The sequence below is a fragment of the Collimonas sp. genome (assembly GCF_035566375.1).
Classification (GTDB): domain Bacteria; phylum Pseudomonadota; class Gammaproteobacteria; order Burkholderiales; family Burkholderiaceae_D; genus Collimonas.
Genome location: NZ_DATMRK010000028.1, coordinates 128998 through 144126, shown reverse-complemented (window position 1 = coordinate 144126; position 15129 = coordinate 128998). Strand labels below are relative to the sequence as shown.

Genomic DNA, 15129 nt, shown 5'->3' with positions numbered 1-15129 from the left:
TTGTTGAGCCGCACATGCCGAGCAAAAAACCGATCGAGAGATCGGTTTTTTTTGTCCTCGGCGAGCGATAGATCGGATCTGCTCAGTAGGTAATTGTGACGGTCACGGTATCGGTGTAGGTTCCAGCTGGCTTGTTCTGGCTTCCAGGCACGCGGCCGTAGGGTGTGTAATGGCGGGTGGTCGGGGTCAGCAGGATCGTGTAGCTGTCGGACACCATTTGCGTGCTTCCCGTGCCGTCGCCCCAGACGATAGAACGGGCGCTGTCGGTGTATATATTGTAGTCGAGGAAATTGGCGCCCGATGTCACTTTACGATTGGTAAAAGTGCCGCTTCCTGTACTGATGGCGATGGTGTAGTTGCCGGTCCCTGCTACCAGAGTTGCGGTGCAGGTGACGGCGATGTCGCCGGTGCTGTCGGAGTTGGCGACGCCAGGCGAAGCATAGGCGGGGAATGAAATGCCGGTCGCGCTGACGGTGCAGGTGGACAGCAGTGCATAGGCGCTGAGCGGGAGCGTCAGGGCCGCTATAGCTGCCAGCCATTTCAAGCAAGATTTCATTTCATCTCCTGAGAACAGATATAAGGTCCGAGCACCGGGAAAATGTCTGTTTTTGGTTGAACATCGATATTGAAGCGGCACCTTATGCCTGAGCCGTTATCACGCACCACGACTTCTGCCGGATAGTCGATCGCCGCGACAAAAACCTGGCCACGCAGCGCGACTTCCTGCGCGCTGCTGCTTCGATTGACATACACCCGGGTGCCGGTATCCAAGGGTTTATTGTTCTCATCGACCAGGATCAAGGTTGCGCTCTGGTTTTGCTGCGCGCTGAATTTCAAAAGGCTGCCGGTCCGGTAGCCGGGTGTGACCGATTTCTGAGCCAGGTCCAGCGACATCGACAGCGGCAGCCTGGCGTCGTCCAGGGAAACGGTGTTGGATTCGTAGGGGATCAGGCGAGGAATAAAACCGACGCCATATTTGTCAGTCCGGCCGACCTTGATATTGTTGGCGTAGATATCGATGGGCTGGCTGACCGGGACTTCGACCATGGCAAAACTTTGATCCAGCCAGCGGGTCGTCCGGACGTGGCCGCCGAGCAGGGCGACGCCGCCGCGCGCCTCAAGCTGCAGATTGTTTTGTCGATTCACGTGATTCGCGCTCAGCATGTATTCGCCGTTGCTGCCGATGTAATTGGCGCCGACATCTTCGCCGCCGTTATCGAACACAGCCTTGCGTGCGCGATAACCCCAGCCACCTTCTTGCGGTGCGGTTTGCTGGTATTCGGCGCTCATGTATTTGCTGCCTCGCTGGCCGCTGGCCACTAGCTGCAGGAAACTTTGATGTTCCAGCGCGATGACCCAGACCACGTTGGCAGAAAGCAAGCGATCCTGTGTCAGCGATTTCAGCAAGCCGATGCTGATGCTGCCGTTCTGCCGCAAGTTAACGTTGAGGCCGGCATTGATCGCGCGCACATTATCCTGGATGCGGTTGGTCTGGCTCAGATAGCCTGCCGAGAAATTAGTGCGCTCGCCCAGCGCGACATTGGCTTGCGCCTGGAATTGCTGCGCCGGCGCCAGAACATCATCGCTCAAACCCAACTGCCAAAAGCGCCGACCGGCGGTTTGCGCGCGCAGGGTCACGGCATATTGATTACCCTGGCGATCGAATTGCATATATTGCTCGGTATCGCTGCCGCGTTCCGAATTGCTGGCTGCCAGGCCGCTGCTCAACAAACCGATATCGCTGATTGCAAAGGTAGCGCCGACAGCCAGCGATTCGCGGCCGCGCATGATCTCGCCGTGGCTTTCGACGGTGCTGGCATTACTGACGCCGTAACGCACGGTGGCGGAGCTGAACACGCGGCCGTAGTCGCTGTCCTTGCTGCCGAAATTGTTGCGCAGTGCGCCGGCTTCGTAAGAGACATCCTTGCTGCCTTGCCGTAATAACTGGGCGCTGGTGATGTAGCCCTGCGTGTAGACCTGCTGCCGCCCGAGCACATCATGCACCACCATTTGCACATTGCCTTGGCCGGCGTAGACCGGCAGGTTGTTGATCGTGAACGGGCCGGTGTCGACAGCTTGTTTGAGGCGCAGGATGTTATCCACGTAGATGTCGACCACCGAGGGGGCCGCCGCGGTACCGCTGAACGCCGGCAGCGGGATTGCCTGGTAACCCGGAACGGTCGAGAATTTTGTCCGCCATTGGAGCCCTCCGAAATATACCTGGCGCGATAAAGAACTGTTGCCGGTAATGCTGTCGCCGACCACCAGCGTAGTCTGTTGCTGCGGAAAATCCCGCGTGTATTGGCTGTCGAGCCGAAACAGCGAACGCTGGCCGGTCAAGTCCTGGCCGACGAAACGGCTGGTGTAAATTCCACCGCCGCTGAACACGCCCACTTCCGCCAGACCGGAAAGATTGCTGCGCTCCTGGCCCCTGGCGTAGTTGATGTCGTAGTTTAAAAAAGCGCCGGTTTCCGCGGCTTGCAGCAGCAAAGGCTGGTGATCGCCAAGGTTGAGTTCCGAATCGATGAAAGCGCTTGGCAGCGCATGGATATTCAGTGTCTGGGTGCTTGCCTCGATCTCCGCGCGCACGCCCGGCAGCGCTGTCAGCGGATAATAATTTTCCTGATGGCTGCTGACGGCGGCGCCATCTGGCAAGCGCAAGCGAGCGTCAATCAATAACCGCGCCGGCACAATGATGCCGCTAGCAGCAGTCCGTACAATCACCGCTGTGTCCGTCAATTTTTTGTCGTTGACGACCACAGCCAAGATGATTTCCTGTTCTGCGACTGACTTGTCAGCTGCTGCCAGAGCGGGGATTTGACATGCGATCAGGCTAGCGGCTAGATACTTGGTCAGCCTCCAGCATGAGGTGTTCTTCAATCTCGCCCTTATCTGTCTGAACTTGCAGTCGGACCGCGCCGGCACGGATTTTGCCGTTTGCCAGAGACCATTCCTTGTGCTGGCCTGGCAATACGTAGGCAGGCGTGCTGATTTGCAGGCCATCCTGGCTATCGCTATCACTGTTCTTCAGCTGGATACCGATAATCTTGCTATGGACGTTGCCGTCATTGGCCGCCACCAGTATTAAACCTTTGGCTTGCCGTCTTAACTGCCAGGAAATCCTTTCCTGTTTTTTCTGCGGGACAATGAATACCGGAATGCTGACCCTCAGCAAAGTTTTTAAGCCCGGTGCCTGCGGACCGCTGGGCGGCACCTCGTCGAGCAGCAAGCGGTAGCTTTTCTCGGTTGCCGAATTCTCGGGGTGGCGCACGCCGAAACGCAGAAACTGGGTTTGTCCCGGCTCTATCGCAAAGATCGGCGGATTCAACAGTAGGGCGTCGGTGTCCGCCAGCACTTCCTGGCGGCCATCCGTGCTCCAGTCGACGGCAGAGACTTGTATACGCACCGCTTGATCGCCGGTGTTCCTGATTTGCAGCACGCCGGAAGCGCGCTCCGCGTTCAGGTCGAAACCAATCGGATTAACGTTGAACGAGGCGGCGCCAGCAGTCTGCGCAGAAGCCAGGCACAAGACCAGCGCGGGCTGCCAGGCAGCCCGCCATAGATTCAGATTGGGCATCATCGACCATCCTAAAAAGTGACGGTGGCAACTACCGTGTCGGTATAAGTGGCGGCCTTGACAGACTGGCCGGATGGCACCCGCGCATAAATCGTGATCGGCGTAGCGCTGCCGGTAGCCGTGACGGCCGTAGGCGCGGTTGCTACCGTGTTGCCCCAAGTGACCGAGCGGCCGGAATCGGAATACAAGGCATAGTTGAGAAAGACGGGAGTGCCGCCGCCGCTGCTAAGGCGGCGCAACGGTACGGCGTCGGTCGAACCGGTATTCGCATTCGCTCCCTGTCCGAGCGTAATCTCCGGAGAGGCGCCTACGGTGCAGGTGGTGGTGACGCTGGCGGTGACGTCCTGGTTTGTGGTGGCATTGGTGACGATCGGGTCATAGGTCGTCGTGAAGCCGAGGGCGGAGATGCTGCAGTTATTGGTGATGGTGACCGTGTTGGTCATGGTGGCGGTAGCGGTGGTCGCCGAGGCGCTGGTATTGATAATTAACGATGCGGTTAAGGATACGACTAGCGATGCGACTGCCGATGCGATAAGCAAAATGCCGTTCCGAACAAATCTTTTCATGACAAATCTCCAACTCACATTTTATTGCTTTATGGAAATCCAAGCGCTTGCTTGAACATTTGTTATGTATAGCATCCTCTCTATTAAATTTTCCTTAAGGAAATGTTTCTTTGGATTACTAGTAACATCATAGGGTAGCTGCGTCAAGGGCTATTGAGTTTTGTTAAAAAAATAATAGCTTGCTTAAGTTTCCATCAGATTAATGTTGTAGTCAATAAATGTGTTTTTTTAACAAAAATATTTATTGTTGCTTTTTAAATGCAACAATAATATGATGGTGTCATTCCATCGAGACTTTCTGCCGTCAGCAGGAAACAAAACCATGCAATTCACCAAATTCACCGATTTCGGCTTGCGCGTCTTGATGTATCTGGCGGCGACGCCGGAACAAGGCGTGATTACCGTTGGCGAGCTGGCGGCTTACTTCGATATTCCAAAGAATCATCTGAATAAGGTGGTCAACCGCATGGTCAAGCTGGGCTGGATCAGCGCAACCCCGGGCCGCAACGGCGGCTTGCGACTGGCGCAGGCGCCGGCGAGTTTGTATCTGGGCGATATTCTCAGTGCTCTGGAAGGGCACGGCGGCCTGGTCGATTGCGACAAACCGCCTTGCGTTTTAAAAGGCAGTTGTCATCTGAAGCGCGTGCTGGATATCGGCCAGCAAGAATTTTATGCCGGCATGAACCGGCACAACCTGGCTGAGTTGGTCCTGCCACCAACCTCCAGCGTCATCACGCGCATGCATTTTCAGCCGACGGCAGCGGCTTGATCCTGTCGAAAACCGGAGCGCCGCCATCGCGCGGCGCATTTTTTTAAATTAATTGTAGTATTTTAAATGTCACAATAGGAGTGTTTATATGGCTTCCCCCGTGCTTTCCGCCGCTTCCCGTCCCTATATCGTCGCATCCGTTCCTGTCTTGCGTGAACATGGGCTGACCATTACTCGCTGCTTCTACCAGCGCATGTTTGCCGCCCATCCTGAGCTCAAGAATATTTTCAATATGCCGAACCAGCAGTCCGGCAAGCAGCAACAGGCACTGGCTTCTGCGATCTTTGCTTACGCCGCCAATATCGATAATCCCGAAGCGTTGGCGCCGGTGATCAGCCGTATCGTTCAAAAGCATGTCAGCCTGGGGATTCGGGAAGAGCACTATCCCATCGTCGGCAAACATTTGCTGGAAGCGATTGCAGAAATCCTCGGTGCCGCGGCAACGCCAGAACTGATGGCCGCATGGGCAGAGGCTTACGGTTTGCTGGCTGCGGCCTTGATCGAGGAAGAGCGCAAGCAGTATCAGGCACATGGCGTCGAACCTGGCGAATTTCGCTCGGTCACCGTGGTCCGTAAACAAAAGGAGAGCGATACCGTAAGCTCTTTCTATTTACAGGCAAGCGACGGCAGTGCGCTGCCGAGTTTCCAGGCGGGTCAATACATCAGCGTCGCGGTGAATATCGAACAACTGGCCTTGCGTCAGCTACGCCAGTACAGCTTGTCCGATGCGCCGGACAACGGCCACTGGCGCATCAGCGTCAAGCGCGAGCAGGGCAGCGCCGATGCGGATGGACAGGCAGCTGCTGCCTATCCGGCCGGCCTGGTATCGAACCTGTTGCATGAGCAGTATCGGGAAGGCGATGTACTGTGGGTCAGTCCGCCATGCGGCGATTTTGTTTTGCCGCAAAAGGACGACACGCCATTGGTGCTGATCAGCGCCGGCGTCGGTGTCACGCCGATGATGAGCATATTGCACAGCAGCTTGCAGCAGAGCCCGCAACGGCCGGTCAATTTCTTGTACGCCACGCTGAATGGCCGCCACCATCCGCTCAAGGGCGAGTTGAACAACCTGCGCCGTCGGCATGCACAGATGCGCTCGCATATCGCCTATGAAAAACCGGCCGCCGACGATCGCCTGCAACAGGATTATCAGCAGCAGGGCTATTTGCAGCTGGCGCAATTGCCGGACGCCTTGCTGCCGCATGACGGTTCTTATTTCTTGTGCGGACCGACGCCGTTCATGCAGATCCAGCGCGAGGCCTTGCTGGCGCGCGGTGTAGCGGCCCATCAGATTCAGCAGGAAGTATTTGGCCCGTCCTTGCTGCAGCACCTGCAATAACGCACAACATGCCGATGATGACGCTTCGTATTGCATTGTGGTAATGTTTCACTCCTAAAAATTTATTATTGATAGGGAAGACGATGCGAATTCATTGGCTTTTTGCAGCACTGCTGGCGCCAGGCATGACGATGGCAGCGGAGGGAATGTGGACTTTAGATAATTTGCCGAAGGCGAAGATGCAGGCCGAATACGGATTTACGCCGAGCGAAGGCTGGATCAAGCGCACCATGCTGGGTTCGGTGCGGATTGCCGGTGGCTGCTCGGCCTCCTTCGTTTCGAAAGATGGGCTGGTGATGACCAATCATCACTGCGCGTCCGAGTGCCTGGATCAGTTATCGACAGCAAAAAAAAATCTGATCAAGGACGGTTTTTTGGCTAAGGGCCGCGAGCAAGAACTGAGCTGCCCTGAGATCGAATTGAACCGGCTGGAACAAATCACCGACGTCACTACTGAAGTCAAGAGCGCGACCGCAGGCCTGGATGGTGCGGCTTTCAAGAATGCGCAAAATGCAGTCAAAGCCAAACTGACTTCAGCCTGTGTCGGCAACGACAAGGAAACCGTGCGGTGCGACGTCGTCGACCTGTATCACGGCGGTCAATACCAAGTCTATAAATACCATCGTTTCCAGGATACGCGCCTGGTTTGGGCGCCGGAAAAGGCCGCAGCGTTTTTCGGCGGCGATCCCGACAATTTTAACTTCCCGCGCTACGACCTCGACATCACTCTGTTGCGCGCCTACGAAGGCGGCAAGCCAGCCAGGATCGAGAATTATTTCCCGTTCAGCAAAAGCGGTGCGGAAGAGGGCGAAATGGTATTCGTCACCGGCCAGCCAGGCTCGACGCAACGGCAGCTGACAGTATCGCAACTGACCACTTTGCGCGATCTCACGTTAGTCAATAATGTGATTCGACTGGCAGAAATGCGCGGTGTACTGGAGCAGTACAGCAAAAATAGTCCAGAAGCAGCGCGTAACGCCGAGCATGCCTTGTTCGGCGTGGAAAATGCTTACAAGGCATACAGAGGACGTCTCAGCGCCTTGCAAGATCCGGTATTGATGAAGCAAAAGCAGGATGAGGAAACCGCCTTGCGTCAATTCGTATCGCAGCAGCCAGCGTTGCAAGCCAAGATCGGCGGTGCTTGGGACGTCATCGCCGCGTCGCAGCAAGCCTATCGCCAGATCGAAGCGCCTTACAACATGATTGAAGGCGGCCGCGGTTTCTACAGCAAGTACTTCAGTTACGCGCAGGCTTTGGTACGCGGTGCGGAAGAACGGGCCAAGCCGAACGGCGAGCGCCTGCCGGAATATGCTGACGCCAAGCTGCCTGAACTTGAGCAAGAGTTGTTTTCGACCGCACCGGTGTATCCGGAATACGAAAAAGTGATGCTCGGCTTTTCGCTCACCAAGTTGCGCGAAATCCTCGGTACCGATGATCCCGTCGTCAAACAGGTGCTCGGCAAACAATCGCCGGATCAACTTAGCGCTGCTTTGATCGACCATACCAAGCTGGGCGATCCGGCGGTGCGCAAGGCACTGTGGCAGGGCGGCAAAGAAGCTATCCTGAAATCCGACGATCCGTTTATCAAGATGGAGCTGGCGCTCGATCCGGTCGCGCGTGCAATTCGCAAGCGCTATGAAAAAGAAGTGGAATCGGTACAACAAAAGAACTCCGAACTGATCGCCCAGGCACGTTTTGCTCAGCAGGGCACCAGCGCCTATCCGGACGCCACTTTCACCTTGCGCCTGTCATATGGTGAAGTCAAAGGCTGGCAAGACGGCGATAAAAAAATCGCGCCGTTCACCACTATTGGCGGTGCGTTCGAGCGCGACACCGGCGCTGATCCGTTTGCCTTGCCTGCGTCCTGGGATAGCGCCAAGAGCAAGCTGAATCTGGCGCAGCGGTATAACCTGGCCACCACCAACGACATCATCGGCGGTAATTCAGGCAGCCCAATGATCAATCGCAGCGGTGAAATCGTCGGCCTGATTTTCGACGGCAATATCCATTCGCTGGGTGGAGCATTCTGGTTCGATCCACGCACCAATCGTTCGATTGCAGTGCATAGCGGCGCCATTCTGGAAACCTTGGGCAAGGTCTATGGCAGTGGCGAGCTGGTCAAGGAAATCCAGGCGCATTGAGGCACTGACAGAAGCCGGTAAAACAGCGCCAAGGTTTTGCAATTAGTACTTATAATGAATCCCTCCTGGCAGCGACGCCGGGAGGGATTTTTTCATTGCACATGCTAGCCGGCCCTGGCCGCCGTTTGACTGTCATGCAAGGAGAACTATTTTGGAAATATTGATCCTGGGGCTGCTGCTCTTTCTCGGCCTCCATCTGATTCCCACTGTCCCCGCTTTGAAAGCGCCGCTGGTCCACGCTTTTGGTGAAAATCGCTATAAGGGCCTGTTTGCCTTGCTGGCAGCGTTTGGGCTGACTTTGATCATAGCCGGCTACGCCAGCGCACCCGGCGGAACCAGATTATTCGCGTCGTCCATCGGCGCCCGCCATGCCGCGCCGTTGGCCATGGTCATCAGCTTCATACTATTTTCCGCCGCCAATATGAAAACCCATATCCGAGCCTGGGTAAAACACCCGATGCTGCTCGGGCTGGCAATCTGGGCGCTGGTGCATTTGCTGGCGAACGGACATGGCAAAGCCACGCTGTTGTTTTCAGCCTTTTTGGCTTATGCGGTAATTGATTTATTTTCCGTGATCCAGCGGAAAACTTACAAGCAATTCACTCCCGCGTGGAAGTTTGACGTGATTGCAGTTATCTCGGGCCTGCTGCTGGCTTTACTGGTGATGACATTTCATCGCCAGCTGATGGGTGTGGCGGTGGTGCCGTGGGGTGTGTGACGGGATGTATGAAGGGATGTATGAAGGGTTGTATGAGTTAGCGATCTTGCAGCAGCTGATTCAACAATGACCGGACTTCCGGGATCAACTCGCCGGCAGTCAGTCCAATCGGGCCGATGCCTTGCGCCACCAGTTGATCGGCGGCGCGGCCGTGCAGCCATACTGCCGCCAGCGCCGCTTCCCACTGTGGCCAGCCCTGGGCCAGCAAAGCACCGCAGACGCCGGACAAGACATCACCGCTGCCAGCGGTGGCCAAAGCCGGGTTGCCGGTCGAATTGACGACCACTGCGCCGTCGGCGCGGGCGATGATGCTGCCGGCGCCTTTCAGCACTACCACGGCATTGAAGCGGCTGGCCAGGGCGCGTGCGGCAGCGATACGATCGGCCTGGATGTCGCTGGTGCTGACGCCAAGCAGGCGGGCGGCTTCCAGCGGGTGCGGCGTCATCAGCACGGCATGCTGGCGTTGTGCCACCTGGGCTTGCAGTTGCGGCTGGCGCGCCAGCAGATTCAAGGCGTCGGCGTCCAGCACCAGCCAGCTGAGCGCATCCAGTGCGCGGGTCAGCAATGTCAACGCGGTATCGGCCATGCCGAGGCCGGGGCCGACCACCAGTACCGCCGAGGAAAAATCGAGATCGGCGGCGTGGCGGCACATGAGTTCCGGCTGCGCGCTATCGTAGGCCGGCGGCTGCTCAGCGTAGCCGACAAACACCCGGCCCGCACCGCACTTGGCGGCGGCGCGCGCCGCTAATATCGGTGCGCCGGCCATGCCTGCCGCACCGCCAATAACAGCAACATCGCCAAAACTGCCTTTGTGCGAATTGCGCCGGCGCGGCCGCAGGTATTCGGCGAACAATCCGGCGTGGTTCAGCCACATATGGGGCGTAGGAAAATGGTTTTCCGCAATCGCCAGCGTCGCCACTTCGATTTTGCCGGCGTAATCAGGGCCGTCGCAGGTATGCAGGCCGGCTTTGTCGGCGATGAAGGTGATGGTATGGCTGGCCTGGATTGCGATGCCGGCAGCAGCGCCCACCACTACGCCGGTGTCAGCGTTCAGGCCGCTTGGCACATCCAGCGCCAGCACCGGGCACGCCATAGAATTTACCGCCTGCACCAGGCGGCGCCAGTCACCATCCAGTGCGCGGCTCAGGCCGATGCCGAACAGGCCGTCGATGACCAAGGTCCATTGATTGCTGTCGATCTCGGCAAACTGCTCGGGCGGCATCAGGTGCACACCGTGTTGCTGAGCGCGTCTCAGCGCCTGGGCTGCATCGGCCGGTAGTTGCGAGGGGGCGGTTTTAAGCAAGGCCATCACTTCGGCGCCGGCCTTAGCCAGTCCGGCCGCGGCTTCCAGGGCGTCACCGCCATTGTTGCCGGGGCCGGCCAGCACCAGGATGGTAGCGGCATGAGCCGGGCCGGGGAGTATGCGTAAAGCCGCTTGCGCGGCAGCGTGACCGGCGCGTTGCATCAGACTGTAAGGCGCTAGTTCGCGCAAGGCGGCTTGCTCGATTTTGCGGATTTCGGCGACGGGGTAGATGGTGCTCATTTGGATTGTGTACTCCGTGCCCCGTTAACTGGGGTCAGAGTAATTTTACGACGATAAAGCATGTCGTAAAAAAAACTCTGACCCCACTTAACTACGTTTGTCAGCGATAACGGGCCACTGTCAACCCGTCCAGATCAACCTCGGGTATCCGTCCGGAGACCTGATCCGCCAATATTTTGGCGGCGCCCAGCGCCATGCTCCAGCCCGAGCCGCCATGCCCGATATTGACAAAAACATTGCTGGCGCCGGTGTGGCCGATGAGCGGCACTTCGTCCGCCAGCATCGGCGTATGGCCGCACCAGAAACTGGCGTTGTTGAAATTGGCGGCGTCGGGGAACCAGTCGTGCGCCACTTTCAGCAGAGTGCGTAGAGCCTTGTCGTCGAGCGACAAGTCTTGCGCGCCAAATTCGGCAATCCCGGCCAGACGGATACGGGCGCCGATGCGCGCCATGGTGACTTGGTAACTGTCATCCAGCACCGCCATCTGCGGCGCTACTTCATAATTCTTTACGGTGGCAGTGGCGGTATAGGTCTTGATCGCGTGCAGCGGCAGGCGCAGTCCCAGCGGTTTTAGCAGATGGGCGCTGGCGTTGCCGGCGGCGCACACCACGGCGTCGGCCAGCAGCAAATTGCCATCTATCTGCAAACCTACCTGCGCACCTTGCGGCGCGATCGCGCTTACCTTGCTGTCGAAATGGAACTGCACCCCCAGTCCTTGCAGGATGGCTTTCAATTGTTTGGTAAACAGGGTGCAGTTGCCGGAACCCAGATCCGGAAAATACACACCGCCGGCCAGCTTGCCGGCGCCGGCCAGGGTTGGTTCCTGCAACCGTACAGCGGTTTCATCGAGTAGTTGATGCGCCACGCCGCATTCGGTCAGCAGCTCCCGGGTAGGGGCTAGCGCCGCCAGTTCGGCTTCGCTGCGGAACAGGCGCAGCAAGCCCGGGCTTTGTTCAAAATCGAGCTGGAAATGCTGTTGTATCTGCTCCAGCAAGTCTTGGCTGTAAGAAGCCAGTCTTTGCATTTGATGGGTATGGGAGCGAAAGCGCTGGAGCTCGGATTCCGCCATCCAGCGCCGCATCCAGCGCCACAGCGAAGGGCTGAAGCGGGCGTTGAGCACATTCGGCGCTTCCTGGTTAAACATGCCAGCCAAGATCTTGCGATGCATGCCGGGTACCGACCAAGGCAGCGCCGCACCAGCCGACAAGATGCCGGAATTACCCAGCGTCGCTTGTTCCGCGACATTGCTGCGTTGTTCCACTACGGCAACCTGGTGCCCGGCTTCGGCTAGAAAGTAAGCGCTGCAGACTCCCATCACGCCGCCGCCGATAACCACGATTTGTTTCTGTGTCTGCTGCTGTATCACTATTGTTCTCAAGGGTTCTGCGCGGCACCACGCGTTGCAGGCGATCAGAATCATACCTTGAATTACTTGATAATAGGACAGCAAAGCACAATTACATCGTCATCGGCGGTGCTGGCCGTGGCTACAACGCGGCTACAGCGCAACTACAACGCAACTACAACTCAAATGCGCCAGCATCATACGCTTTGCTGTAAGTCTGCCAATCCTTGCGCACCTGCGCCGCGCAATCCTGAGCGGCATCCAGCAACTGCTTTTTCCACTTCTTGCTTTGCCCGAAAGCGATCAGCTCATCGGCAATCGCCGACCCCTGGCGGCCGGCGCTGCGCAATTGCGCCCAGGCGACCAGATTGCCCATGACGCTCATGACTTGCTGGATTTCGGCCAGCGTGTGACGCGGCTGCTTAAGCGCGACTCGGTCTTCACTGGGTTGCAAACCACGCAGCACGTAAGGAGTTTTGCCCAGCATGACCGGCTGCAGGAAAGCCATGGATACCGCCTGGCAGCGCCGCTGCAGCGTGACCACCCGTTGTGCCTGGTTCTTCCATTTAGGTTGCGCCACCTTTAAATAGGGCGCCAATGAAGACGGCAGCGCCTGTTTCAAATCAAGCAGGTAATTGCCGTTGGGCGAACCCTTGCCTTGCACCAGAATCACGTAACGGTCGACGCCGAGGCTGCCGGTGCCGGCGATGCGGCGTGCTACGTCCAGCACTTTGTAGAAATCGGGATTGGGCTGTTCGCTGGCAAAACGTTGCATGAATGCGTTGATTTTGGCGCGCTGTTTATCGGATACCGGCAGCGCTTTCTTGCCATCCACGCGCAGCACGCGCAGTTTGCCTTTGACTACGGTTCGGCTATCAAGGTAGGAGGCGCGCTGGCGGCCGCGCAAGCTGTTCAGCAAGTCGCCGACCATGCCTTGCGCGATATCGCGCTCGACCCAGCGCGGTTTGCCCAGGGTCAGGGCGGCGCCGTAAGCGTCGATCAGGTTGCGGCACAGCAGCCGGCTGTCGGTGGCGCCATTGGGCGTGCCGTCGGCAGCAATCAACACGCTGGTCAGCAGGCGCACCAGTTCCCAACTGAGAGGGGCCAGCACAGCTTCGTCGAAATCGTTCAGGTCAAAATAAGCCAGGCGGTTATCGCCCTTGTAACTGCCAAAATTTTCCAAATGCATATCACCGCAAATCCAGGCCAGCGGCGCCGAGCGCATCAAACCGCTTTGCGGCAGGCGTTCGTAGAACAGATGGCAGGTGCCACGCAGAAAGGTGAACGGGTCGTTGCGGATGTTGCGGTATTTCATCTGCAGGCGTTGCGGATCGCGGCCTGCGTTGTATTCCTGAATGCGTTTTACTACATTCACCATAACAGCCTCTTGAGGATGGGGTTGGTCGCGTCGATCTGCGGCCAATCTTACTGCATCATCTTGACAAAATGCTGACAATAACGATGCGGCATCCTCGCAGGCGGTGCCGGTTTACCAGACCCGATATACGCGGCCGGTTTGCGCACCTTCGACGCTGCGACTGTAAGCCTGGGCGACGCGGCTGGCGGGTGCTGCTTCGAAGCCGTAAAAGAATGGACCGTAGCTGGCCAATGATTCCTGCAGCACCGTCGGGCTGACGATATTGATGCGGATGCCGCGTTGCAGTTCGATCGCCGCAGCACGTACAAATCCATCCAGGGCGGCGTTCACGGTGGAAGCATTGACGCCTTGCAGAATCGGCTCTTCGCTGAGGATGCCGCTGGTCAGGGTGATCGAGCCGCCATCGTTCAAGCGATGCTGCGCCACCAGCGCCAGGTTGATCTGGCCCATCAATTTGTCGCGCAAGCCGATCTCGAATTTCTCTGGCGTCAGTTCTTGCAGCGGGCCGAAATGCAATTTTCCAGCGGTCGATACGATGGCGTCGACCTTGCCGATTTTGTCGAATAACTGCTCCACGCTCTTGATATCGGTAATGTCTACCTGGTACTGGCCGCTAGTGTTGCCGACTTCGATGATGTCATGGCGGCTTGCCAGTTGCGCCACGACTGCCTTGCCGACTGTGCCGGTGGCGCCGATAACTGCGATTTTCATGTTGAACTCCGTGATGAGGTTGAAATCAGGGTGTCAGTATGATTGCTTCTCTGTGGTGGATAAATGCCTTAATATTCCTATCACTTGAAACCAATGGTTCTTAATGATCATTCTCAATAAGAGGTTTTATGGATAGGTTAACCAGTATGCAGATTTTCGTCCGGGTAGTCGAAAAGGGCGGGTTTTCTGCTGCGGCAGAGGAGGCCGGGATTTCGCCAACCATGGTCGGCAAGCACGTGCGCCAGCTGGAGGAGCAACTCGGGGTGCGCCTCCTGAACCGCACCACGCGCCGCCAGAGCCTGACCGAGATCGGCCAGTTGTATTTCGAACGCTGCAAGCAGGCGCTGTTGGAAATCGAAGCGGCCGACGCTTCGGTCAAGCAAATGCAGTTGCTGCCGCGCGGCGTGCTGCGGGTGACTGCACCGGCCACTTTCGGCGGCCAGATGCTGGCTGCCGTGGTGCGCGCCTATCTGGAGCGTTATCCCGATGTCGAACTCGACCTGTCCTTGAATGACCGGGTAGTCGATCTGGTCGAAGAGGGCTTCGAGGTGGCGATCCGGATCGGCGCGCTGCCGGATTCGAGCCTGATTGCGCGTCCCTTGCAGCCGTATCGGGCCATGGTGTGCGCCGCTCCGGAGTACCTGGCGCGTTGCGGCACGCCGCAGACGCCGCAACAACTGGCCATGCATAATTGCCTCAGCTTTGCACACGGCAATCGCTATAACCTCTGGCAGTTTTCGCAGGGAGGCGTGCGGCAAGAGATTGAGGTACATGGAAATTTCCGCGCCAATAACGGCCTGGCTCTGCGCACCGCCGCCCTCAACGGCATCGGCATCATCATGCAGCCGGAAGCCTTGCTGCGCGATGAGGTCTCAGCCGGCCGCTTACAGCGTTTGCTGGGCGACTACGAGCTGGAACACCGGCCGATGCATATCGTGATTGCCTCGAACCGCAAGATGACACCGAAGTTGAAATCGTTTGTCGAGTTCGTTGTCGAGCAGTTTGGACTGCATCTTTAATCCCGGCTTTAAGACAGGTCTGC

13 protein-coding genes are annotated in these 15129 nt (G+C 57.6%); 5 read left to right on the top strand and 8 right to left on the bottom strand.

Annotation, left to right across the window (positions count from 1 at the left end; all coding sequences use genetic code 11):
• Nucleotides 1-82: 82 nt before the first annotated feature.
• The 4 genes from VNZ60_RS07785 to VNZ60_RS07770 form a co-directional block, all read right to left on the bottom strand.
• Nucleotides 83-556 carry a Csu type fimbrial protein gene (locus VNZ60_RS07785; RefSeq protein WP_325657851.1) on the bottom strand — a complete coding sequence of 158 codons (474 nt, stop codon included), beginning with the start codon at nt 554-556 and terminating at the stop codon, nt 83-85.
• A complete protein-coding gene (locus VNZ60_RS07780) occupies nt 553-2760 on the bottom strand; it encodes a fimbria/pilus outer membrane usher protein (RefSeq protein ID WP_325657928.1) in 2208 nt (735 codons plus the stop codon). The genes VNZ60_RS07785 and VNZ60_RS07780 overlap by 4 nt, the downstream gene beginning before the upstream one ends.
• A gap of 73 nt (nt 2761-2833) precedes the next feature.
• Nucleotides 2834-3580, bottom strand: coding sequence for a fimbrial biogenesis chaperone (locus VNZ60_RS07775; protein WP_325657850.1), 747 nt, complete (start codon nt 3578-3580; stop codon nt 2834-2836).
• 8 nt (nt 3581-3588) lie between these two features.
• A complete protein-coding gene (locus VNZ60_RS07770) occupies nt 3589-4143 on the bottom strand; it encodes a Csu type fimbrial protein (protein WP_325657849.1) in 555 nt (184 codons plus the stop codon).
• 322 nt (nt 4144-4465) lie between these two features.
• Here VNZ60_RS07770 and VNZ60_RS07765 point away from each other — a divergent pair, with 322 nt between their 5' ends.
• The 4 genes from VNZ60_RS07765 (at nt 4466) to VNZ60_RS07750 (ending at nt 9110) form a co-directional block, all read left to right on the top strand.
• Nucleotides 4466-4912, top strand: a complete 447-nt coding sequence (locus VNZ60_RS07765; protein WP_325657848.1) for an RrF2 family transcriptional regulator — start codon at nt 4466-4468, stop codon at nt 4910-4912.
• Nucleotides 4913-5012: 100 nt separating this feature from the next.
• Nucleotides 5013-6251: an NO-inducible flavohemoprotein gene (gene hmpA, locus VNZ60_RS07760; protein WP_325657926.1), complete on the top strand. Its 1239-nt coding sequence runs from the start codon at nt 5013-5015 to the stop codon at nt 6249-6251.
• An 83-nt stretch (nt 6252-6334) separates the two neighbouring features.
• Complete coding sequence (locus tag VNZ60_RS07755; protein ID WP_325657847.1) at nt 6335-8392, top strand: S46 family peptidase; 2058 nt, start codon at nt 6335-6337, stop codon at nt 8390-8392.
• Between the two features lie 151 nt (nt 8393-8543).
• Nucleotides 8544-9110 (top strand): NnrU family protein, encoded by a 567-nt coding sequence (locus VNZ60_RS07750; protein WP_325657846.1) that lies wholly within the window; start codon nt 8544-8546, stop codon nt 9108-9110.
• Nucleotides 9111-9147: 37 nt separating this feature from the next.
• Here the strand turns inward: VNZ60_RS07750 and VNZ60_RS07745 are convergent, their stop codons facing one another.
• The 4 genes from VNZ60_RS07745 to VNZ60_RS07730 form a co-directional block, all read right to left on the bottom strand.
• Nucleotides 9148-10653 (bottom strand): NAD(P)H-hydrate dehydratase, encoded by a 1506-nt coding sequence (locus VNZ60_RS07745; RefSeq protein WP_325657845.1) that lies wholly within the window; start codon nt 10651-10653, stop codon nt 9148-9150.
• Nucleotides 10654-10753: 100 nt separating this feature from the next.
• On the bottom strand, nt 10754-12031 hold the full coding sequence (locus VNZ60_RS07740) for a D-amino acid dehydrogenase (RefSeq protein WP_325657844.1): 1278 nt from the start codon (nt 12029-12031) through the stop codon (nt 10754-10756).
• 142 nt (nt 12032-12173) lie between these two features.
• Nucleotides 12174-13376, bottom strand: coding sequence for a DUF2252 domain-containing protein (locus tag VNZ60_RS07735; RefSeq protein ID WP_325657843.1), 1203 nt, complete (start codon nt 13374-13376; stop codon nt 12174-12176).
• A 111-nt stretch (nt 13377-13487) separates the two neighbouring features.
• Entirely contained in the window at nt 13488-14087 is a 600-nt protein-coding gene (locus VNZ60_RS07730; protein ID WP_325657842.1) for a short chain dehydrogenase, read from the bottom strand.
• Nucleotides 14088-14215: 128 nt separating this feature from the next.
• Between VNZ60_RS07730 and VNZ60_RS07725 the strand changes: the two genes are divergently transcribed.
• A complete protein-coding gene (locus VNZ60_RS07725; RefSeq protein ID WP_325657841.1) occupies nt 14216-15106 on the top strand; it encodes a LysR family transcriptional regulator in 891 nt (296 codons plus the stop codon).
• The last annotated feature ends 23 nt before the right edge of the window (nt 15107-15129 follow it).

What these genes read in the sequence shown, in the direction of transcription:
- VNZ60_RS07785 (WP_325657851.1), bottom strand. Translation starts at nt 556, where the DNA reads ATGAAATCTTGCTTGAAATGGCTGGCAGCTATAGCGGCCCTGACGCTC.
- VNZ60_RS07775 (WP_325657850.1), bottom strand. Translation starts at nt 3,580, where the DNA reads ATGATGCCCAATCTGAATCTATGGCGGGCTGCCTGGCAGCCCGCGCTG.
- VNZ60_RS07770 (WP_325657849.1), bottom strand. Translation starts at nt 4,143, where the DNA reads ATGAAAAGATTTGTTCGGAACGGCATTTTGCTTATCGCATCGGCAGTC.
- VNZ60_RS07765 (WP_325657848.1), top strand. Translation starts at nt 4,466, where the DNA reads ATGCAATTCACCAAATTCACCGATTTCGGCTTGCGCGTCTTGATGTAT.
- VNZ60_RS07755 (WP_325657847.1), top strand. Translation starts at nt 6,335, where the DNA reads ATGCGAATTCATTGGCTTTTTGCAGCACTGCTGGCGCCAGGCATGACG.
- VNZ60_RS07745 (WP_325657845.1), bottom strand. Translation starts at nt 10,653, where the DNA reads ATGAGCACCATCTACCCCGTCGCCGAAATCCGCAAAATCGAGCAAGCC.
- VNZ60_RS07735 (WP_325657843.1), bottom strand. Translation starts at nt 13,376, where the DNA reads ATGGTGAATGTAGTAAAACGCATTCAGGAATACAACGCAGGCCGCGAT.
- VNZ60_RS07730 (WP_325657842.1), bottom strand. Translation starts at nt 14,087, where the DNA reads ATGAAAATCGCAGTTATCGGCGCCACCGGCACAGTCGGCAAGGCAGTC.
- VNZ60_RS07725 (WP_325657841.1), top strand. Translation starts at nt 14,216, where the DNA reads ATGGATAGGTTAACCAGTATGCAGATTTTCGTCCGGGTAGTCGAAAAG.